The sequence below is a fragment of the Pyxidicoccus sp. MSG2 genome (assembly GCF_026626705.1).
In the GTDB taxonomy this organism is placed as follows: Bacteria; Myxococcota; Myxococcia; order Myxococcales; family Myxococcaceae; genus Myxococcus.
On record NZ_JAPNKC010000001.1, the window covers coordinates 3,854,535 to 3,874,123 of the forward strand.

The 19,589-nt window shown below is 70.0% G+C and carries 14 protein-coding genes; 9 read left to right on the forward strand and 5 right to left on the reverse strand.

Annotated elements, in window-relative coordinates; all coding sequences use genetic code 11:
* Positions 1-3 precede the first annotated feature (3 nt).
* Positions 4-2,193, reverse strand: coding sequence for an ATP-binding protein (locus OV427_RS14550; RefSeq protein ID WP_267856700.1), 2,190 nt, complete (start codon positions 2,191-2,193; stop codon positions 4-6).
* 115 nt (positions 2,194-2,308) lie between these two features.
* Complete coding sequence (locus OV427_RS14555; protein WP_267856701.1) at positions 2,309-3,196, reverse strand: sigma-70 family RNA polymerase sigma factor; 888 nt, start codon at positions 3,194-3,196, stop codon at positions 2,309-2,311.
* Positions 3,197-3,263: 67 nt separating this feature from the next.
* Here OV427_RS14555 and OV427_RS14560 point away from each other — a divergent pair, with 67 nt between their 5' ends.
* The gene (locus OV427_RS14560) at positions 3,264-3,719 is read left to right on the forward strand and encodes a carboxymuconolactone decarboxylase family protein (protein ID WP_267856702.1); all 456 of its coding nucleotides are present in this window, start codon (positions 3,264-3,266) and stop codon (positions 3,717-3,719) included.
* Here the strand turns inward: OV427_RS14560 and OV427_RS14565 are convergent.
* Both OV427_RS14565 and OV427_RS14570 read right to left on the reverse strand, forming a co-directional pair.
* The gene (locus tag OV427_RS14565; protein WP_267856703.1) at positions 3,679-8,697 is read right to left on the reverse strand and encodes an ATP-binding protein; all 5,019 of its coding nucleotides are present in this window, start codon (positions 8,695-8,697) and stop codon (positions 3,679-3,681) included. The genes OV427_RS14560 and OV427_RS14565 overlap by 41 nt on opposite strands.
* Positions 8,698-8,783: 86 nt before the next feature.
* Positions 8,784-9,671, reverse strand: a complete 888-nt coding sequence (locus OV427_RS14570; protein WP_267856704.1) for an NmrA/HSCARG family protein — start codon at positions 9,669-9,671, stop codon at positions 8,784-8,786.
* A 301-nt stretch (positions 9,672-9,972) separates the two neighbouring features.
* On the opposite strand from OV427_RS14570, the gene OV427_RS14575 reads away from it, so the two are divergent.
* The 8 genes from OV427_RS14575 (at position 9,973) to OV427_RS14610 (ending at position 18,359) form a co-directional block, all read left to right on the forward strand.
* Positions 9,973-11,415 carry an aldehyde dehydrogenase gene (locus OV427_RS14575; RefSeq protein WP_267856705.1) on the forward strand — a complete coding sequence of 481 codons (1,443 nt, stop codon included), beginning with the start codon at positions 9,973-9,975 and terminating at the stop codon, positions 11,413-11,415.
* Positions 11,416-11,437: 22 nt separating this feature from the next.
* Positions 11,438-11,866, forward strand: a complete 429-nt coding sequence (locus OV427_RS14580) for a RidA family protein (RefSeq protein WP_420718358.1) — start codon at positions 11,438-11,440, stop codon at positions 11,864-11,866.
* Complete coding sequence (gene nbaC, locus OV427_RS14585; protein ID WP_267856707.1) at positions 11,867-12,391, forward strand: 3-hydroxyanthranilate 3,4-dioxygenase; 525 nt, start codon at positions 11,867-11,869, stop codon at positions 12,389-12,391.
* Positions 12,388-13,404 carry an amidohydrolase family protein gene (locus OV427_RS14590; RefSeq protein WP_267856708.1) on the forward strand — a complete coding sequence of 339 codons (1,017 nt, stop codon included), beginning with the start codon at positions 12,388-12,390 and terminating at the stop codon, positions 13,402-13,404. The genes nbaC and OV427_RS14590 overlap by 4 nt, the downstream gene beginning before the upstream one ends.
* Positions 13,401-14,681 (forward strand): kynureninase, encoded by a 1,281-nt coding sequence (gene kynU / locus OV427_RS14595; protein ID WP_267856709.1) that lies wholly within the window; start codon positions 13,401-13,403, stop codon positions 14,679-14,681. The genes OV427_RS14590 and kynU overlap by 4 nt, the downstream gene beginning before the upstream one ends.
* Entirely contained in the window at positions 14,668-16,068 is a 1,401-nt protein-coding gene (locus tag OV427_RS14600) for an FAD-dependent oxidoreductase (protein WP_267856710.1), read from the forward strand. The genes kynU and OV427_RS14600 overlap by 14 nt, the downstream gene beginning before the upstream one ends.
* Entirely contained in the window at positions 16,046-16,783 is a 738-nt protein-coding gene (locus OV427_RS14605; RefSeq protein WP_267856711.1) for an SDR family oxidoreductase, read from the forward strand. Before OV427_RS14600 ends, OV427_RS14605 begins: the two co-directional genes overlap by 23 nt.
* Positions 16,784-16,871: 88 nt before the next feature.
* Positions 16,872-18,359, forward strand: coding sequence for a hypothetical protein (locus OV427_RS14610; RefSeq protein WP_267856712.1), 1,488 nt, complete (start codon positions 16,872-16,874; stop codon positions 18,357-18,359).
* Between the two features lie 153 nt (positions 18,360-18,512).
* Here the strand turns inward: OV427_RS14610 and OV427_RS14615 are convergent, their stop codons facing one another.
* Entirely contained in the window at positions 18,513-19,319 is an 807-nt protein-coding gene (locus tag OV427_RS14615; protein WP_267856713.1) for an alpha/beta hydrolase family protein, read from the reverse strand.
* Positions 19,320-19,589: the final 270 nt, after the last annotated feature.

Here is a 19,589-nt window from a genome sequence, read left to right on the forward strand (position 1 = left end):
CGCTCACCGGGGGAGGACCACCTCGAAGCGGCTGCCCTGTCCGGGCGTGCTGTGGACGTGGACCTCCCCACCGTGGGACTCGACAATCTGCCGGGTGATGTAGAGCCCCAGCCCGAGTCCCCCGTAGTGCCGCTCACTGACAGCGCGGCCGAAGCGCTCGAAGATGCGCGACAGGTGCTCGGGGGCGATACCGATGCCCGAGTCCTCCACGACGATTCGCACGTGGGCCTCGTCCCCGCAGAGCGACAGGTGCACGGGCTTGCCCGCGCCGTACTTCAGCGCGTTGGTGAGCAGGTTGGTCACCACCTGGTCCACCCGCAGCCGGTCCCAGCTGCCGCGCATGTCGTCCCGCGCGTGCAGCGTCACCGGGCACCCGGCCTGGTTGGCGGGGAGCGAGAAGCGCGTCACCACGTCGCGCGCCAGCTCGGCCAGGTCCATGGGCTCGCGGTCCAGCGTCAGCCGCCCGCTGGAGATGCGGGACACGTCCAGCAGCCCATTCACCAGCGCCGACAGCTTCGTCACCTGCCGCTGCACCACGTCCAGCTGCGAGGCCACCGTCGCCGTGGGAATGGTGGGGGCGCCCTTCTGCGTCTCCCGCCGCAGCGACTGGAGGCGCAGCTGCATCGGCGTCAGCGGTGTCTTCAACTCGTGGCTGGCGATGGAGAGGAACTCGTCGCGCAGGAGCACCGACTTGCGGGCCTCGCGGTAGAGGATGGCGTTGTCCAGGAGCAGCGCGGCCCGGCGCGCGAGGTCCTGCGCGGTGACCAGGTCCGCCTGCGTGTAGCGCCGCGAGGGCTGCACCGCGAGGAAGGTGAGCGCGCCCAGCGAGCGCCCGCGCGCCAGCAGCGGGACGGACATGATGCAGTGGAAGCCCACGGCGCGCATGACCTCGTAGTGCCGCTCGCTCACCGATACCTTGCGCAGCCACGCGTCGGAGACGTCGTCCACCAGCACGGACTCGGCGCTGCGCACCACGCGCGTGGTGGGGTGATTGGAGCCGGGGGCGCCGGGCGGGAAGTCGCGCACCTCCCGGGCGAGCGCCTCGTCCGCGGTGTCCGCGTGGGCCACCGACATGCGGTGCACGGTGCCCGAGTCGTCCACGACGTCCACGAAGCACCAGTCCGCCATTGTCGGCACGGTGAGCCAGGCGAGCGCGTCGAGCGTCGCCTTCGGGTCGAGCGAGGAGGAGGTCAGCACACGGCTCGCCTCGGACAGGAAGGCCGCTCGCTGCTCGGCCACCTCCGCCAGGGTGCGCGCCGCCTGCTCCTCGCGCAGCAGCCGCTCCAGCTTGCCCTCGGCGGCCCGCATCGGGGCGAGGTGGGTGTTGATACCCACCCACTCGCGGGCGGTGCCGTCCTCGTTCAGCAGCGGCACGCCGCGCGCGAGGGTGGGGAAGTACGAGCCGTCGCTGCGGCGCAGCCGGTACTCGCACTCGTAGTTGCCACCCATCAGGGCGGTGCGGCGCACCACGTCCGCCACCCGGGCCTGGTCCTCCGGGTGGATGGCGGACATCCATCCCCAGCCGGAGTATTGCTCGTGCTCCTGCCCGGTGAAGTCGCCCCAGGCGGTGCACAGCCGGGTGATGGTGCCCTGCGCGTCCGCCATCCACACCACCTGCTTCGACGCGCGGACGAGCGCCTGGAAGCGCTCCTCGGACTGGTGGAATTGCTGGCGCAGGGTCGCGTTCTCCTCGCGCAGCCGCACGGCCTCCAGCGCCATGCCCGCCAGGTCCGCCAGGCTGTTGAGCGCGGCCTCGTCCTCCGGCGTGAAGTCCCTCCCCGACTCCGCGTCGAAGACCTGGAGGGTGCCCGTGGCGCCCTGGAGGGGCACCGACAGCCAGCCCCGCGACGGGGCCGGACGGGCCTCCCAGGAAGGGAGCGGCTCGCGCCTGCCATGCTCCAGCCTGAGCCGCGTCTTCTCCGTACGGGGGAGCGGCGTGCTCGAGCCCGGGGGCGGAACCAGGTAGCCGCCCCACGCCTGGTAGGCCTTCGACAGCGACGTGGCGAACAGGGGCTGCGGCCGGCCGGCGTCAGCCCCCACCGTCACCGTGGCCTGGTGTGCCCGGACCAGGCCGCGCGCCGTCTCCGCGAGGAGGAAGAGGGCTTCCTCGAGCGTGGGCGCGGTGGAGAGGGACCGTGGGCCCTCCCCCTCGGACGGGACCTGCGGCAAGGGCACGGCGGGTTCCATGGGCATGGTGAACGAATCCCCTTGAGCCAGAACCCCTACGGGACACGTCCACCTCCGCCGGGGCCGCCCCGGGCACGGGACGGCCGCACACCAACCGGGCAGGCGCGCGGAGACCGCGGACTCAGCGCGTGTCGAGGACCCCCAGGTCGAGCTCGCGAAGACTCGCCGGCTCGGCGACCACGTCAATCTGTACGACCTTCCCGTGCAGGAGCGTGAAGCGCAGGGCGAGGAGCAGCCGCCCGCGCGGAGCCACGACGATGCCCACCGCCCCATCCACGAGCGCGGGCCGTGCGGAGACGGCGCCGCGCGAGACGTTGAGCGCCAGCGTGGCCGCGGTCCGTGCACCGCGAAGGTCCGTCGGTACACCCGGGGGCACGGAGGCGCTGTCGGCGCGGAGCACGACGTCCGGGTCCAACACCGCGAGCAGCGCGTCCAGGTCCCCGGCGCGCAGGGCCGCGAGGAAGGCGTGGACGGCGGCGCGCTGAGGGGCGAGCTCGGCCTCGGGAATCGCGGCGGCGCCCTGCACGCGTCGTCGCGCGCGGCTCGCGAGCTGCCGGGTGGCGGCCGGGGCGCGCCCGACGATGGGGGCAATCTCCTCGAAGGGCATGGAGAAGAGGTCGTGCAGCACGAAGGCGACGCGCTCGGCGGGCCCCAGGGTGTCGAGGACCACGAGCAGCGCGAGGCCCACGGAGTCCGCCATCAGCGCCTCCTGCTCGGGGGAGGCTCCGCCCTCGCGGTCGAGGAGGGGCTCAGGCAGGTGCACGCCCTGGGGCTCCTCGCGCCGTGCCTCGCGGGCGCGCAGCAGGTCCATGCACACCCGAGAGACGACGGTGGTCAGCCAGCCCCCGAGGTTCTCCACGCCGCTCGTGTCGGCGCGGCTGAGCCGGAACCAGGACTCCTGGACGGCGTCCTCCGCCTCGCCCAGCGAACCAAGCATCCGGTAGGCCACCCCGCGCAGGTGGGCCCGGTGTGCCTCGAATCGCTCCGCCAACCCCTTTTGTTCGTGCATCGGTCACATCTCCTTTTCGCGATTCGTCATCCCCGTGAAAGCCCGATGAACCCCGAAGGAGATGGCCATGCAAGCACGAATGAAGAACCCCGCGATGCTCCACCCCGAGGCCCTACAGGCGCTGATGGCACTGGCGAAGGCCTTGAAGCAGGGCGGCGTGCCCGCACACACGCTCGAGCTCGTCCACCTGCGCGCCAGTCAAATCAACGGCTGCGCCTTCTGCGTGGACCTGGGCGTGCGCGAAGCCCGCAAGGCGGGCGAGACGGATGAGCGCCTCTTCGCGGTGGCGACGTGGAGGGAGTCGCCGCACTTCAACGACGCCGAGCGCGCGGCACTGGCGTTCGCCGAATCCGCCACCCGGCTCAGTGACCGCCCGGACCCGGTGCCCGACGACGTCTGGAAGGAGGCCGCGCGATACTACGAGGAGCCCGCGCTCGCGCAGCTCGTCATGTACGTCGCCATGACCAACATGTGGAACCGCCTCAACGTCCCGACGCGGCAGGTGGCGGGCTCGGGCTGGTGAGCGGCAGCTCCACCGTGAAGGTCGCCCCCTGCCCCGGCGTGCTGTCCACGAGGATGCGGCCGCCAAGCCCGCGCACCACCTCGCGCGAAATCCACAGCCCCAGCCCGAAGCCCCCGTAGTTCTCAGACACCGCGCGCTCGAACTTCTCGAAGATGCGGGGCTGGTCCTCGGGGGCAATGCCCATGCCCTCGTCGCGCACCACCAGTCGCGCATGCTCTCCGTGTTTCCGGATGGAAACGTGGATGGGCTTGCCGGGCCCGTACTTCATGGCGTTGCCCAGCAGGTTGTCGAGCACCTGTTCCAGGCGCAGTCCATCCCAGCACCCGACCACCGGCTCGGGTGCCTCCAGCGTGGATTCGCACTTCGCGCGCACGAGCTCGTCCTTCCACCGGTCCACCGCCTCCACCGTGAGCGCGGCCAGGTCCACCGGCTCCCGGCGCACCGGCAGCCGGCCTTCGGACATGCGGGACACGTCGAACAGGTCCTCCACCAGCTTCGCCAGCCGCTGCAGGCGCGTGTTGGCCGTCTCCAGCTTCGTCACCCAGGACTCCAGACCCGCGGCCCGGGCCGGGTTTCGCAGCGCGCCCAGCAGCCCCTGCATGTAGAGGCGCATGGGCGTGAAGGGCGTGCGCAATTCATGCGAGGCCACGGCGAGGAACTCGTCGCGCTTGCGCAGCGCGGCCTGGGCCTGCTGGTACAGCCGTTCCCGCTCCTCGGAGAGGGCATTCACTTCGGCGAAGCCCCGCGCGTTCTCCAACGCGGCGCCAGCCAGCGTGGCGATGTACTCCGCGATGCGCAGCTCCTCCGGCCCGAAGGCTCCCGCCAGCTTGTGGTTGGTGACGCGGAAGACGGCCGCGACTTCACCGCGCACCAGGATGGGGGCGCACAGCACCGAGCGTGCCTCCACGCAGCCCGCGCGCTCGAGCTCCTCCGTGGAGGGAACGAAGGGACGCCGCTGCTCCAGCGCGCGGCGCATGAAGGGGCCGAGCCTGTCATCGGACAGGGCGGGAACGAACGACCCCTCCGGAGTGACTTCGACGAGCACCGGGTCCTCGCCGCGCAGCAAGCCCGACACGGCCTCGCACACGGCCAAGCACACCGCCCCCCGCGTCAGCGCCGAGGCGATGGCGCGCCCTGCGGCCAGGATGCGGGGGAATCGGTCCACCAGGGACAGGCTCGCCGGGACTTCCTCGACGGTTGCGGGCTCCAGCGCCGCGCGCATCGGCCGCATCGCCTCTTCGCCAGCGGCGGCATCCCCGGCTGCCTCGGGCCACCCCACGGCCGCGCCCACCTGGGCGCGGGCCAGCAGAGTGCGGGCCCGCTCGTAGCGCATGTCCAGGCGCTCGGCGATGGCGAGGCTCCGGCCGAAGTACCGGCGCGCCCGGGCATTGCGTCCTTCCATCGCGGCCATCAGCCCCAGCTCACGGAAGATGCTCGCGAGGTTGTTCCGGAAGGGCAGCGGGTGACGGCACTCCCTCCGGGCAATGGCCCTGGCCTGGCGCAACAGCCCGGCACAGACGGAGAAGGCCCAGGGTGGCACCTGGGCGGCCTGCTCCCTGAGGGCCCTCACGAGCAGTGCCCGGAGCTCGGCCAGAAACAGGGTGACGCGAAGCTTCGAAGCCGTCGCATGTTGGAGGGCCTGTCTCAGGGCGGCCACGGCCTGCCCGGCCTGTCCCACGCGGAGGAGCCGGAGTCCCTCCGCCTGAAGAAGCTCGGCCCTGCCGAGCTCGAAGCCATACGTGGGGGCGTCACCCGCGGAACGCGCAAGCTCCGCGGCGATGGCTTCCGCTGGCAGCAGCCCTTCCGATGCGCTCGCCCAGAGCTTCAGTCCGAGGCCACACATGATGGGGTTGTCGCACGCCAGACCCTTGCGGTACCGCGCCTGACCGCGGGAGACGGCAGCCGGCAGGTCCCCCAACAGGTAGAGCCCGATGCCCAGGAAGTCATGGGCATTGCCGGACCGCCACTCATGGACCCCACCCGTCTGCCGGCGCAATCGCGCCGCGCCAAGACCGGCCTCGACACTCTCCTGGTACCGCGCGCAGGAGAGCAGCGTGAACTGATACGCGAAGAGCGTGCCTCCATGCTCGTAGACGTCACCGAACGACTCTCGCAAGGCCAGCGCCCGATGGAAGTACGTCTTCGACCAGGCCAGGGCCAGGACCGCGAGGAAGAGGGGCACCCGCGGAATGAATTGCACGAGCAGCGCAAGCCCGGCGCCGTGGTTCGCGTAGGCCGTTGCCAGCTCCGAACCGGGGGCGTACTGCCCGGCGGTGTTCAGTCCACGCAGGTGGGCCCACAAGGCGGTGGCCAGCGGCCGGACCCGGGCCCAATACGTCTGTGAGAGCCTCGCGAGCAGGTGTGCCGTGAGCAGCGCCTCCCCCTCCAGGGAGGGCGAGCGGTGGACCCACCTCTTCAGCCGGGGGATTCGCAACACGTGGATGAGCAGCTCCCAGAGCAGGAACACGGTACGGGACGCGAGGCTGCGTGGAACCCACCGTCCAAGGATCCGGAGCGCGGACTCCATCCGGTCCGCGGCGTCCTCTCCTTCGAACCGGCCGAACAAGACTTCTCCCCGCCGTCCCTCCAGTCGGGCCCGGTCCAGGCGCGTCGTGGCGAAGGCTTGCGCCCGTGCATAGGTCGGCTCGGCCCCCGGGCATCCCCGGATGCGCAGGACGTCCCCCAGTCCTTCCAGGATGCGCATCCGCGTCGCGTCGTCCGCGTCCACCGCCCCGCGGTCGGCCAGCCGGTAGTAGCGCTCGGCGACATCCAGTGTGTACCTGCGCCGGGCCTCTTCCGCTGACTTCAAGGCATGGGGCCACGCACGCTCCGGAGCTCCCGCCTCGTCGAAGTGCCACGCCAGCTCGAAGCTCCGCTCGGGAGCCCTGCGCTCCAGCTCCATCGCGGCCGCGAGGTGCAGCGCCCGCTGCTCCTCCGCCGGGAGTTGCTCCAGCAGGGTCTCCCGGATGAGGTCGTGCGCGAAGGTGTACTGGCCCCGGGGCAGCTCCGCCCAGACGAGGCTGCGCCGCCGGGGCTCCTCCAGCAGGGCGATGGCCCGCTCCCGGTCCTGCTTCACGAGGACCGCCACCTGGTGCACCTCGAACTCCCTGCCGAGCACGGCCCCCGCGGCCAGCAGGGAGCGCGACTCCTCCGGCAGGTGCGCCAGACAGTTCAGCAGCAACGAGGCGGCCCTCAGTGAGGAGCGCACCTCCGCGAGCCGCTCCGGCACCACGTGCCATCCGGAGGCCACGGGCTCCATGGCCCCGCTCTCGACGAGCCCTCGCACCAGCGCGGCGGCCATGAAGGGGTTGCCTTCGGAAATCCTGACGACGACCTCCAGCGCCGCGTCGGGCAGACGCCCCGCCATGGACTCCGCCAGGTCCCGCAGGTCCGGCGCGGTGAGCGGCGGCAAGGAGAGGTGGAGCATGGGAGCCCTGCGGCGGAGCAGGTGTCCCTCGGGCACCGCTTCCGTCCGGAAGGCCGCCACCACGGTGACGAACTGGCGGGCTTGCGGTGCATCCTTGGAGGGCGTCCCCAGCGCGGCGAGCAGCTTGAGGGTCAGCTCATCCGACCACTGGCAGTCATCCAGCAGCACGAGGGCCGGAGTCTCCGCGTCCCCCAGCACCCTGACCACTGCGGCGAGCGCCCGCACCATGCGGGCTTCTCCCAGGCTCTCCGGCCCTTCGACCTGACATTCGGCGGCAGGCATCTTCAACATCTGTTCGAGCTTGTGAGAGTCGGCACAGAGTGCACCGAGGGTTCCCCCACCCGCTCGCAGTGCCTCGGCCAAGGCGGGGGAGCGCTCCACGGCCGAAGCCAGGTCTTGCAGGACGCCCAGCAGCGCCTGCAGCGGCTGCGGAGCCGCGTGGTTCATGGCCTGGCCACGGAAGACCCGTGCTCCATGCGCCAGGGCCCGCCGCTCCAGCTCATCCAGCAGCATCGTCTTGCCTCCACCCGACACGCCCTCCACGAGGACGAGTCCCCCTTCCCCCCGCGCCGTTGCTTCCCGCGCGCGCTCCAGCGCCGTCAGCTCCTGGGCCCGACCGACGAAAGCGGGCTCGATGATTCGGGGGTGACGGTCGGTCCTGCCCACCACCACGGCCGGGTCCGCGAGGCCGCGCGCCAGCTCCACGGCAATCTCTTCGAGGTCTCGGAGCGCAGCCTCCGCCGACTGGTAGCGCTCGCGCGGCTCCTCGCACAGCAGATGCTGAACCACCTGCTCCAGTGCGCGAGGAACAGGCAGCCCCCGGGCGCGCAGCTCCGGGACGGTGCTGAGGTGCTGCTGGAGGAGCTCTCCCAGCGTCTTCCCCGGAAACGGGAGCGTCCCGGCGAGGCACTCGAAGAGCATCAACCCCACGGCGTAGAGGTCGGAGGCCGGGCCTGGCTCGGCGGCCATGAGGCCCAACTGCTCGGGAGCGAGGTACTGGATGGCGGGAAGGGGGAGCGCCAGGAGGGACGCTTCCCGGAAGTCCTCCAGCGCGAGCCCGAAGTCGATGAGCGCCGCCTCCTGGAACGTCCCTTCCGAGGCGATGACGACGTTGGAGGGCTTGAGGTGGCGATGAAGCACCCGCTGGGCATGGGCCTCGTGCAGCACTCGCAGGAGGCCCTGCCCCAGCATGAGGGTTTCGTGGAGCGCGAGCGGACCCCGCGCCAGCCGCTCAGCCAGCGTTCCGGACGAAGCGTCGGGGCGCACACGGAGCAGCGACTCGCCTTCCACCCCGCTGTGCAGGGGAGGCGAGAGCCAGGGGCTGCGCAGCTCGCGCAGGACGTCGTCGTCTCGCGACATGCGATCGAAGGCCCCCACCTTGAGCGCGTGAAGGGGCGCCGTCTTCATCACCACCGCGGCGCCCGTGGCGAGGTCCGTCCCCTGCCACGTCTGGAGCGCGCCCTGTTGGTGAAGACACTGCTGCTTCAGGAATCGCTCATCCCCCCGCGGGGAGGAGCAGTCCTCGGTGGCACGGTTCCGTTCGCCGGTCATACGCATTGCAAGGCCTCCAGCGGTCCTCGAAGGCAGACAGCGCACGACGGGGATGTGATGCGCCCCGGAGAAGGACCTCCGGCCAGCTATGCGCCCGGAGTGCCGAGGAGCGCTGCCCGGTGCGCGCGCACCCAGGACTCGAAGGAGCGCCAGCCAACCTCGGGAAACTCCCGGCGCAGTCCGGCGACGTCCGCGCTGAAGCCCGTGCGGGCCATCCACGCGAGGGTGGCCGCGACGTTCTGTCCCAGCTCGCCCTGCGCCGGAAAGGAGGCCAGGGGCAGCTCGACGGGGTGGATGGGCCTGCCCAGCACGCGGGAGAGAATCGCGGCGGCCTGGGTGCCATCGAGCGCGTCGCCCGCGAGGTCGACCCTGCGCCCGAGGAACGACTCGCGCCGCTCGAAGGCGAGCACGCAGAAGCGTCCGATGTCCTCCACGGCGATGTACTGGACGCGCCGCTCCACCGGCATCCAGCGGGAGAACGTGCTGGCACCCAGCGCGGACACGCTGAAGGGCGTGAGGAGGTTCTCCAGGAAGTACGCAGGCGCGACGATGGTGAAGGGCACGCCGGAGCGCGCCAGGTGCTCCTCGACGCGGCGCTTGCTCTCGAAGCTGGGGATGCCGGTGCCCCGGTCGGCATTGCACGCGGAGGTGAGCACGAAGTGCGCGACCCTGACCTCGCGCGCCGCATCGACGAGCGCCAGACCCTTCATGGCCTCGGCGGCGATGCCGTCGAAGGGCGTGGTGACGCCGAAGACGGCATCCACGCCCGCCGTGGCGCGCACCAGGGACGCGAAGTCCTCGAAGCGGCCCGGGACGAGCACCGCCCCGAGGCGCTCGAGCTCACGGGCGGCCGGCGCCTCCGGGAAACGGACGAGCGCGCGGACCCGATGGCCCCGCTCCAGCAGGCAGCGAGCCACGGCGCCGCCCTGCTGTCCCGTGGCCCCTGTCACGAGCACCTTGCGTGGTACCGACATCACATGCCTCCCGCGCCCGAACCCCACGGCGCATTCCCTGTTGGGGAGGACTGCCCGCGGATGTGACGGGGACTCCACCAGCATGGCTGCTGCCCCTCAGAAGGAGGCGTCCTGGGGCAACGCGTCATCCCCGGGTACACGAGTGGACGGCGCGTGTGCGCGGCGCTGGTGACAACCCCCTCGGTTTCATACATTGCGCCGCGTCCTGCACAGCGCGGCGCGGCCCCCTCCCCTGCGAGCGACCAGGGAAGCGGGAGTCCGTGGCCGGGCCGTGGGGTTGGCACACACAGAGGGCCCGGCCATGGAGAAGGTACTCAACTACATCGGCGGTGAGCTGCTGCCCGCCAGCAGCGGCACGTGGCTGGACAAGCCCGAGCCGGCCACGGCGGAGACGTACGCGAAGGTGCCCGACTCGGACGAGCCGGACGTGCAGCGCGCCGTGGAGGCCGCCTCGCGCGCCTTCCCCGCCTGGTCCGCCACCCCGGCCACCGAGCGCTCCCGCATGCTCCGCCGCATCGCGGACGCGATTCGCTCCCGCCTGGACGCGTTCGCCCGCGCGGAGTCCATCGACACGGGCAAGCCCCTGTCCGTCGCCTCCACCGTCGACATTCCGCGCAGCATCCTCAACTTCGAGTTCTTCGCGGACGCCGTCACGCAGTTCTCCAGCGAGGCGCACCAGACGGACAACGTCGCCCTCAACTACACCCTGCGCTCGCCGCTGGGCGTGGTGGGCTGCATCTCCCCGTGGAACCTGCCGCTCTACCTGCTCACGTGGAAGATTGCCCCGGCGCTGGCCATCGGGAACTGCGTCGTCGCCAAGCCGTCCGAAGTCACGCCGATGACGGCCTATCTGCTGTCCCAGGTGTGCCGCGAGGCGGGCCTTCCGCCGGGCGTGCTCAACATGGTCCACGGCCTGGGCCCCAAGGTGGGCGCGGCGATGAGCCGCCACCCGGACATCAGCGCCATCTCCTTCACCGGCAGCACGCGCACCGGCGCGGAGATTGCCCGCGTGGCCGCCCCCGCCTTCAAGAAGCTGTCGCTGGAGATGGGCGGCAAGAATCCCAACGTCATCTTCGCGGACTGCGACTTCGACGAGGCGCTCGCCACCACGGTGCGCTCGTCCTTCGCCAACCAGGGGCAAATCTGTCTCTGCGGCCCGCGCATCTTCGTGCAGCGCCCCATCTACGAGCGCTTCAAGGAGGCGCTCGTCGCCCGCACCCGCGCCCTCAAGGTGGGTGACCCGCTGGAGGCCGGCACGGACCAGGGCGCGCTGGTGTCGCAGCAGCACTTCGACAAGGTGCTCGGCTACGTGGACATCGCGAAGCAGGAGGGCGGCCGCGTCCTCACCGGTGGCAAGCGCGCCAGCGTCCCGGGGCGGTGCCGCAACGGCTGGTTCGTGGAGCCCACCCTCATCGAGGGCCTGGACGCCGCGTGCCGCACCAACCAGGAGGAAATCTTCGGGCCGGTGGCCACGCTCATCCCCTTCGACCAGGAGGAGGAAGTCCTCGCCTGGGCCAACTCCACGAAGTACGGCCTGGCCGCCAGCGTATGGACGCGCGACTTGCAGCGCGCGCACCGCTTCGCTTCGCGGCTGCACAGCGGCATCGTCTGGGTGAACACCTGGATGCTGCGCGATTTGCGCACACCGTTCGGTGGGGTGAAGGACTCGGGCGTGGGGCGCGAGGGCGGCTGGGACGCGCTGCGCTTCTTCACCGAGCCGAAGAACGTCTGCATCAAGCTGTGAGCCGCAAACCCGTCAGGAGCGCATCGTGAGCAGCGAGCGAGTCGATTCCCAGAAGGCCCCGGAGCCGGTGGGCCTGTACCCCCACGCACGGCGCGTGGGGAACCTCCTCTTCCTGTCCGGCGTGGGCCCGCGCGAGCGCGGCACCAAGCGGATTCCCGGCGTGACGCTGGACGCCGAGGGCAACATCTCCTCGTACGACATCGAGGCGCAGTGCCACTCGGTGTTCCGCAACGTCCGCTACATCCTGGAGGACGCGGGCTCGTCCTGGGACAAGCTGGTGGACGTGACGGTGTACCTGACGAACATGAAGAAGGACTTCCCCACGTACAACCGGCTGTGGGCGGAGTACTTCAAGGACAACCCGCCGTGCCGGACGACGCTCGAAATCAACTGTCTGCCCACGCCGATTGCCATCGAGCTCAAGTGCATCGCCACCATCGGAGATGAATGAATGGGCCGTCTGACTCCCATCAACTTCAAGAAGTGGATTGACGAGCACCGCCACCTGCTCAAGCCGCCCGTCGGCAATCAACAAGTCTGGGCCGATCGCGAGTTCATGGTCACCGTCGTCGGCGGCCCCAACGCGCGCACGGACTTCCACATCAACGAGGGCGAGGAGTTCTTCTACCAGCTCGAGGGCAACATCACCCTGCGCGTCATCGACGAGGGCGAGGTGCAGGACATCCCCATCATGGAGGGGGAAATCTTCCTGCTGCCGCCCAACGTGCCGCACTCGCCGCAGCGGCCCGCGGGCACGGTGGGGCTGGTGCTGGAGCGCCGCCGCCAGCCGAAGGAGATGGACGGCTTCATGTGGCTGTGCCCGAAGTGCGGCGACAAGCTCTACGAGGAGTTCGTGCACGTCACCAACCTCGTGACGCAACTGCCGCCCATCTTCGAGCACTTCTACGGGAACCCCGACCACTGCACGTGCAAGAAGTGCGGGACGAAGGTGACCAAGGGGAGCCCGGCGCGTTGAAGATCGACATCCATACGCACCTGCTGCCGGAGAAGCTCCCCCGCTTCGCCGAGCGCTATGGCTACGGCGGCTTCATCACCCTGGACCACCACGCGCCCTGCCGCGCGCGCATGCTCCGCGATGACGGGAAGTTCTTCCGTGAAATCGAGAGCAACTGCTGGGACCCGGTGAAGCGCATCGAAGAGTGCGACACCCACGGCGTCCACGTGCAGGTGCTGTCCACCGTGCCGGTGATGTTCAGCTACTGGACGAAGCCCGAGCACGGCGCGGACATGGCGCGCTTCCTCAATGACCACCTCGCCGGCATCGTCCGCGAGCACCCCAAGCGCTTCGTCGGGCTGGGCACGGTGCCGCTCCAGTCGCCGGACCTGGCGGTGCGCGAGCTGGAGCGGTGCGTGAAGGAGCTGGGCTTTTCGGGCGTGCAGATTGGCAGCCACGTCAACGACTGGAACCTGAGCGACCCGGCGCTGTTCCCCTTCTTCCAGGCCGCGAGCGACCTGGGCGCCGCCATCTTCGTCCACCCGTGGGACATGATGGGCGAGGCGAAGATGCAGAAGTACTGGCTGCCGTGGCTGGTGGGCATGCCGGCCGAAGTCTCACTCGCCATCTGCTCCGTCATCTTCGGCGGTGTCATGGAGCGGCTGCCGAAGCTGCGCTTCGCCTTCGCGCACGGCGGCGGCTCGTTCCCGATGACGCTGGGCCGGATTCAACACGGCTTCGAAGCGCGGCCGGACCTCGTCGCGGTGGACAACAAGGTCGCGCCGAAGGACTACGTGGGCCGCTTCTGGGTGGACTCGCTGGTCCACGACGTGGAGGCGCTGCGCTACATCGTCCGGCTGTTCGGCCAGGACAAGGTGGCGCTCGGCAGTGACTACCCCTTCCCCCTGGGCGAGGACCGCCCGGGCACGCTCATCGAGTCCCTGAGGGAGCTGGAGCCGGCCGCGCGCGAGCGGCTGCTCTGGCGCAATGCCCTGGAGTGGCTCGGACGCTCGCGCGAGGACTTCGCACCATGACGACGCCGTACTCCTTCGAGGACACCGAGGCCTTCGCGCGCAAGCAGGACGCGGAAGACCCCCTGCGCGCCTTCCGCGACGAATTCCTCTTCCCCAAAGGGCCGGACGGCAAGCCCGTCGTCTACCTCGCGGGCAACTCGCTGGGGCTCCAGCCGCGCAACGCCGCGCGCTACATCCAGGAGGAGCTGGAGGACTGGGCCCGCCTGGGCGTGGAGGGCCACCACGAGGGCCGTCACCCGTGGCTGCACTACCACGAGCTCGTCACCGACCTGGCCGCGCGGCTGGTGGGCGCGAAGCCGCGGGAAGTGGTGGTGATGAACACCCTCACGGTGAACCTCCACCTGATGATGGTGTCCTTCTACCGGCCCACGAAGGAGCGCTTCAAAATCCTCGTCGAGGGAGGCGCCTTCCCGTCGGACCAGTACGCGGTGGCCTCGCAGGTGCGCTTCCACGGCTACGACGCGCGCGAGGCGGTGCTGGAATTGAAGCCGCGCGCGGGCGAGGAGACGCTGCGCACCGAGGACATCCTCGCGACGATTGAAAAGCACGGGCACGAGGTGTCCCTGGTGCTGCTGGGCACGGTGAACTACCTCACCGGGCAGGCGTTCGACATCGCGGCGATTACGAAGGCGGCGCACGCGAAGGGCTGCTTCGTGGGCTTCGACCTGGCGCACGGCGCGGGCAACCTGAAGGTGTCCCTGCACGACGACGGGCCGGACTTCGCGGTGTGGTGCTCGTACAAGTACCTCAACGGCGGCCCGGGCGCCCTGGGCGGCGTCTTCGTCCACGAGCGCCACGCGCACGAGAAGGACCTGCCCCGCTTCGAGGGCTGGTGGGGGCACGACAAGACGACGCGCTTCCAGATGGGCCCGACGTTCGACCCGCTGCCGGGCGCGGAGGGGTGGCAGTTGTCCAACCCGCCCATCTTCCAGCTCGCGGCACTGCGCGCGTCGTTGGAGCTGTTCGACAAGGCCGGCATGGAGGCGCTGCGCGCCAAGAGCGAGCGGCTCACCGGCTACCTGGAGTTCCTGCTCGACAAGCTGCCCCCGGGCTTCGTGCGCATCACCACGCCCCGGGACGCGAAGCAGCGTGGAGCGCAGCTCTCGCTGCGGTTCAAGGGCGAGGCCCAGGGCATGCTGAAGCGGCTGGCGGACGCGGGCATCGTCTGCGACTTCCGCAAGCCGGACATCATCCGCGCGGCGCCCGCGCCGCTGTACTGCAACTACACCGACGTGTACCGCTTCGTGAGGACGCTCGAAGGCCATGCCCGAGACTGACCGGAAGGAAGCCGTCACCGTGGTGGGCGCGGGCCTCGTCGGCTCGCTGCTCGCCATGTACCTGGCCCGCCGGGGCTACACCGTGGAGGTGCTGGAGCGCCGCCCGGACATGCGCCGCGAGGTCATCGACGCGGGGCGCTCCATCAACCTCGCCATCTCCACGCGCGGCCTGCACGCGCTGCGGCAGGTGGGGCTGGAGGCGGAGGCGCTGAAGCACGCCATCCCCATGCGCGGAAGGATGATTCATTCCGCGAAGGGCGAGCTGACGTACCAGCCCTACGGCAAGGACGACTCGCAGCACATCAACTCGCTGTCGCGCGCGTGGCTGAACAAGTTCCTGATGACGGAGGCGGAGGGCACCGGCCGCGTGCGCATCCGCTTCAAGCAGCGCGTCACCCACGCGGACTTCGGGACGGGCGCGCTCACGGTGCACGACGAGGCCACGGGCGAGACACGCCGCGAGGAGGGCCGCGTGCTGTTCGGCACGGACGGCTCGGGCTCGGCGGTGCGGCAGGAGCTGGACCGGGTGCCGGGCTTCCACGCGTCGAACGAGCAGCTCGGGCATGGGTACAAGGAGCTGACGATTCCGGCGGGTCCGGGCGGCGCGTTCCAGATGGAGAAGCACGCGCTGCACATCTGGCCTCGCGGCACGTACATGCTGATTGCCCTGCCCAACGAGGACGGCAGCTTCACGTGCACGCTGTTCCTCCCGTGGAAGGGCGGCGCGGTGAGCTTCGAGACGCTCGACACGCCAGCGCGGCTGGAGGCGTTCTTCGAGGAGCAGTTCCCGGATGCGAAGAGGATGATTCCGGACCTGGTGGACGCGTTCTTCTCGCGGCCCACGGGCAGCATGGTGACGGTGAAGTGCGCGCCGTGGCGCGTGGGCGGGCAGGCGCTGGTGCTGGGCGACGCGGCGCACGCCATCGTCCCCTTCTTCGGACAGGGGATGAACTGTGGCTTCGAGGACTGCGTCGTCCTGGACGGGCTGCTGGACACGCGCGGACGGTGGGAGGACGTGTTCGCGGACTTCGAGCGGCTGCGGAAGACGAACGCGGACGCCATCGCGGACATGGCGGTGGAGAACTTCATCGAGATGCGCGACAGCACCGGCAGCCCGCGCTTCCTGCTGGAGAAGGCGGTGGAGAAGGTGCTGCTCAACGCCTTCCCCGGTGAGTTCGTCAGCCGCTACACGCTGGTGAGCTTCAGCCGCGTGCCGTACCGGCTGGCGTACGAGGTGGGGGCGATTGCCGGCGGCATCGTCTCGGAGCTGTCCGAGGGGCTGGCTCGGGCGGAGGATGTGAACCTGGAGCGCGCGGGGCAGCTCATCCGCGGCCGGCTGGTGCCTTTCATGAAGGAGCACGCGGATGGATTTCGGACTCAAGGGTAGGCGCGCGCTGGTGATGGGCGCGTCCGCGGGCCTCGGCTACGCGATTGCCCAGGCGCTGGTGAAGGAAGGCGCCACGGTGGCCATCTGCTCGCGCGGTGGAGACAAGCTGGAGAAGGCCGCGAAGGAGCTGGGCGCGGCGCTGGCGGTGCCGTGTGACTTGACGCAGCCCGGAGCGGCGAAGCGGCTGGTGGAAGAGACTGTCGCGAAGCTGGGCGGCGTGGACGTGCTGGTGGTGAACACGGGCGGGCCTCCGGCGGGCGGCTTCGAGTCGCTGACGGGCGAGCAGTGGCAGCTCGGCTTCCAGAGCCTGTGGATGGCGGCGGTGGATGGCATCCAGGCGGCGCTGCCCGGCATGAAGGAGCGCAAGTGGGGCCGCATCGTCCTGGTGACGTCGCTGGCCGCGCGCGAGGCGATGCCGAACCTGACCATCTCCAACGGCCTGCGCGCGGGCCTGCTGGGGTTGGTGAAGTCGGTGAGCAACGAGGTGGCGCAGCACGGCGTCACCCTCAACGCGGTGCTGCCGGGCTTCCACGCGACGGAGCGGATGACGCAGCTCGGGCTCACCGACGAGAAGGTGGCGCCGCAGATTCCCGCGCGGCGCCTGGGACGTCCGGAGGAACTGGCCGCGCTGGCCGCGTTCCTGTCGTCCGAGCAGGCCTCGTACATCACCGGCCAGTCGATTGTGGTGGATGGCGGGGCGGCGCGCGGGTTCTGAGTGACGCAGGGTTGGGTTGGGCCAGCGGCGGAGTTCGGTCAGGCTCCGTGGGTGGCAGCCATGAAGGCTGCCCTCCTCGGAGGTAGCGATGCACCTGTCGAGACTTCGCTGGCTGGCGCTCCTGCTGTGTGGTTGTGGCGCCACGGCTTCGGAACCCAGACCTGATGCGCTGACGTCACAAGGTCAGGCGGTGGTTCCCGTCGAGTCCTTCCGGGACTCCTTCAACGGCGCCAACAACGCGAACAACACGGGCCTCAACGACAACCTGGCGGCCCGGCAGTCCGGCACGCTGGCACCGGCGACGTACACGCGAGTCCCCGGCCTCTGGTACCCCGCGCCACCTCCGAGCATCTGGTGGGCCCAGGTCAACCACATCTGGCACCCGGACACGCTGTCCTTCCACGTGTCCACGTCGGCGCTGCGGATGGACAAGTCCTTCTCCCGGGACGCCTCGGGGGCCTTCCGGCTCTCCTTCGTGACGGAGCCCGTCGTCGAGGACGCTCGCGACAGCTCCAACTGGGCGTCCGTCATGCTCAGCGCGTCGTCCGCCTCCAGCGGGTTCGTGTCCAACACGGACATCGACTTCGCCTTCGCCATCCGCTCCTACGGAGGGCTGGAGATCCATGACAACGGCGTGCGAATGACGGTGACGCCGGGAAGCGTGCCCGCGGCGGACCGGTACGTGGTGAGCCTGGCCGTGCGAGACGGACAGGTGCTCGGCACCGTCAACGGCACGTCCTTCTCCGCGCCCCTGAGTGGACCCGGCGCGCTTCCCGGCTCGGCGTATCTGTACCTGGGCGCCTATGTGGACGCGGGCCAGGTGACCCGGTTCGATGACGTGGTGGTCTCTCCCGTGGTGGAGCACCTGAAGCACTACGGCTACTACTGGGCCCAGTCCGGCACCTACGGCGCCCACCTGGACGAGGTGACGGCCCACACCAACCTCAACTTCGTCCAGCGTCCCGAGGACCTCGCGGTGTGCGCCGCGCGCGGCGTGAAGTGCCTCCTGGAGACGCGCTGGCAGTTCTTCAACGGCTCGACACTGCGCCTGGATTACCCGCAGGCGTGGGGTGCGCTCGTCAGCGCCATCAGCCCGTATATGGGAAGCGTGGGCGGCTTCTACGTCATCGACGAGCCGTACTGGAATGGCGTGTCCGTGCAGGACCTCACGACGTGCGTGAACACCATCAAGGACACCTTCCCGTCCATCCCGGTGATGGTGGTCCACGCGGTGCCGTCGCTGTCACCTTCCCTCGTGACTCCGGCGCGGGCGGACTGGGTGGGCTTCGACCATTACGGCCCGCTGTCGGAAGTGGTGGGCCACCTCAACACGCTGCGCTCCACCCTGGCTCCGAATCAGAAGCTCTGGCTGATACCGCAGTCGTACCGCCTCAACACCTTCACCAGTGACGCGGCGCTCGCTCGCGCGAACTGGGAGTACTACGACCTGGCGCGCACCGACCCGCGCATCCTGGGGCTCCTCAACTTCGGCATGTGGAGCATGGACAGCCCCGCCGTGATTCCGCAGACGTTCGCGGCACAGCGGACCATCGGCAACGAATTGCTGCGGCGGTGAGGGGTGCGTTGCCGGAGTGGAGCCTCGTGCATCGAGCGAGGTGACTCCGGCAACGGCGGACATGGCGCGAAGTGTCCGCGTCATGCCCGCGCCGGGTCAGGGATTCAGCCGCTGGAGATAGAGGTCGCCCTCGGGGTCCACGGCAACGGAATCTCAGAGGAGTGAGCGCACCGCTTCCACCACCTGCGGCCACTCGCGCGAGCGCGGGCCGATGACCTCGAAGTGTCCGGCTCCGGGGAGCACGACGAAACGCACGGGGTCACCCAGTTCACGGCCTCGTGCGTGGAAGGCCTCACTCATGGACACGGGCACGGTGTCGTCCTCGGTGCCATGCACGAGCACCTGCGGCAGCCCGAGCGGCTGAAGCGCCGCGGGTGACGCCAGGCGGTAGCGCTCGGGCACCCGGGCAGGCGAGCCTCCGAGGAACTCCTCCACGATGCCCTCGCTGAGCCGCAACTCGAAGGTGCGCTCCAGGTCCACGGCGCCCGCCAGGGACACCACCCCGCGCAGGGGCAGCGGGTCCGCGCGGTGGAGCGGTCCGCCCGCGGGCAGCCGGTGACGCGCGCCGAGCCACACGGCCAGGTGCCCACCCGCCGAGTGCCCCATCGCCACCACGCGCGAGAGGTCCAGGGGATGGGTGCGCGCCAGCGTGCGCAGGAAGTCCGTGCCAAGCGCCACGTCCTCGAAGGTTCCCGGCCAGCCGCCGCCTTCATGGCCCACGCGGCGGTACTCCAGGCTCCATGTGGCGAAGCCCTGCCGGGTCAATTCCGCGCAGAGATGACCGATGTGCTCCAGGTCGTACTTCGCGCGCCAAAAGCCACCGTGGATGACGACCACCACCGGATGCGGCCCGGGGCCCGCGGGCAGCCTCAGGTCACCGAACTGGTGCTCCAGCGGACCATAGGGAATCCGCGCATCGGCGGCGGGCGGAGGCGTGTCGAGAACCCACATCGAAGTCATGGCGGCATTCATACGAGCCGCCCCCACCATCGCAAGCCCGCCCGTCTACCCCCCAGCCGGCCATACAGTCCGTGTAGCCCGTCCTCTGTCCACCGCCCATCACTCCAGGCCCCCGGCGGACATGTAGGTCTGTCCTCCAGCGAGCTACAAGCTTTGTGGACCCAGGTTTTAAGGCTTCATGGCTTGAATTTTAGGCTTGATTTCTGAACGTCAAATGTAAATACCTGCGCCCACGGATTTGACCCGCCGCGTTTACGGCGTGGAACCCGG

Excerpts from the sequence above, each read along its gene's own strand:
- OV427_RS14610 (WP_267856712.1), top strand. The coding sequence starts at position 16,872 with ATGCACCTGTCGAGACTTCGCTGGCTGGCGCTCCTGCTGTGTGGTTGT.
- OV427_RS14560 (WP_267856702.1), top strand. The coding sequence starts at position 3,264 with ATGCAAGCACGAATGAAGAACCCCGCGATGCTCCACCCCGAGGCCCTA.
- nbaC (WP_267856707.1), top strand. The coding sequence starts at position 11,867 with ATGGGCCGTCTGACTCCCATCAACTTCAAGAAGTGGATTGACGAGCAC.
- OV427_RS14565 (WP_267856703.1), bottom strand. The coding sequence starts at position 8,697 with ATGACCGGCGAACGGAACCGTGCCACCGAGGACTGCTCCTCCCCGCGG.
- OV427_RS14615 (WP_267856713.1), bottom strand. The coding sequence starts at position 19,319 with ATGACTTCGATGTGGGTTCTCGACACGCCTCCGCCCGCCGCCGATGCG.
- OV427_RS14555 (WP_267856701.1), bottom strand. The coding sequence starts at position 3,196 with ATGCACGAACAAAAGGGGTTGGCGGAGCGATTCGAGGCACACCGGGCC.
- OV427_RS14550 (WP_267856700.1), bottom strand. The coding sequence starts at position 2,193 with ATGCCCATGGAACCCGCCGTGCCCTTGCCGCAGGTCCCGTCCGAGGGG.
- OV427_RS14600 (WP_267856710.1), top strand. The coding sequence starts at position 14,668 with ATGCCCGAGACTGACCGGAAGGAAGCCGTCACCGTGGTGGGCGCGGGC.
- OV427_RS14570 (WP_267856704.1), bottom strand. The coding sequence starts at position 9,671 with ATGTCGGTACCACGCAAGGTGCTCGTGACAGGGGCCACGGGACAGCAG.
- kynU (WP_267856709.1), top strand. The coding sequence starts at position 13,401 with ATGACGACGCCGTACTCCTTCGAGGACACCGAGGCCTTCGCGCGCAAG.
- OV427_RS14605 (WP_267856711.1), top strand. The coding sequence starts at position 16,046 with ATGGATTTCGGACTCAAGGGTAGGCGCGCGCTGGTGATGGGCGCGTCC.
- OV427_RS14575 (WP_267856705.1), top strand. The coding sequence starts at position 9,973 with ATGGAGAAGGTACTCAACTACATCGGCGGTGAGCTGCTGCCCGCCAGC.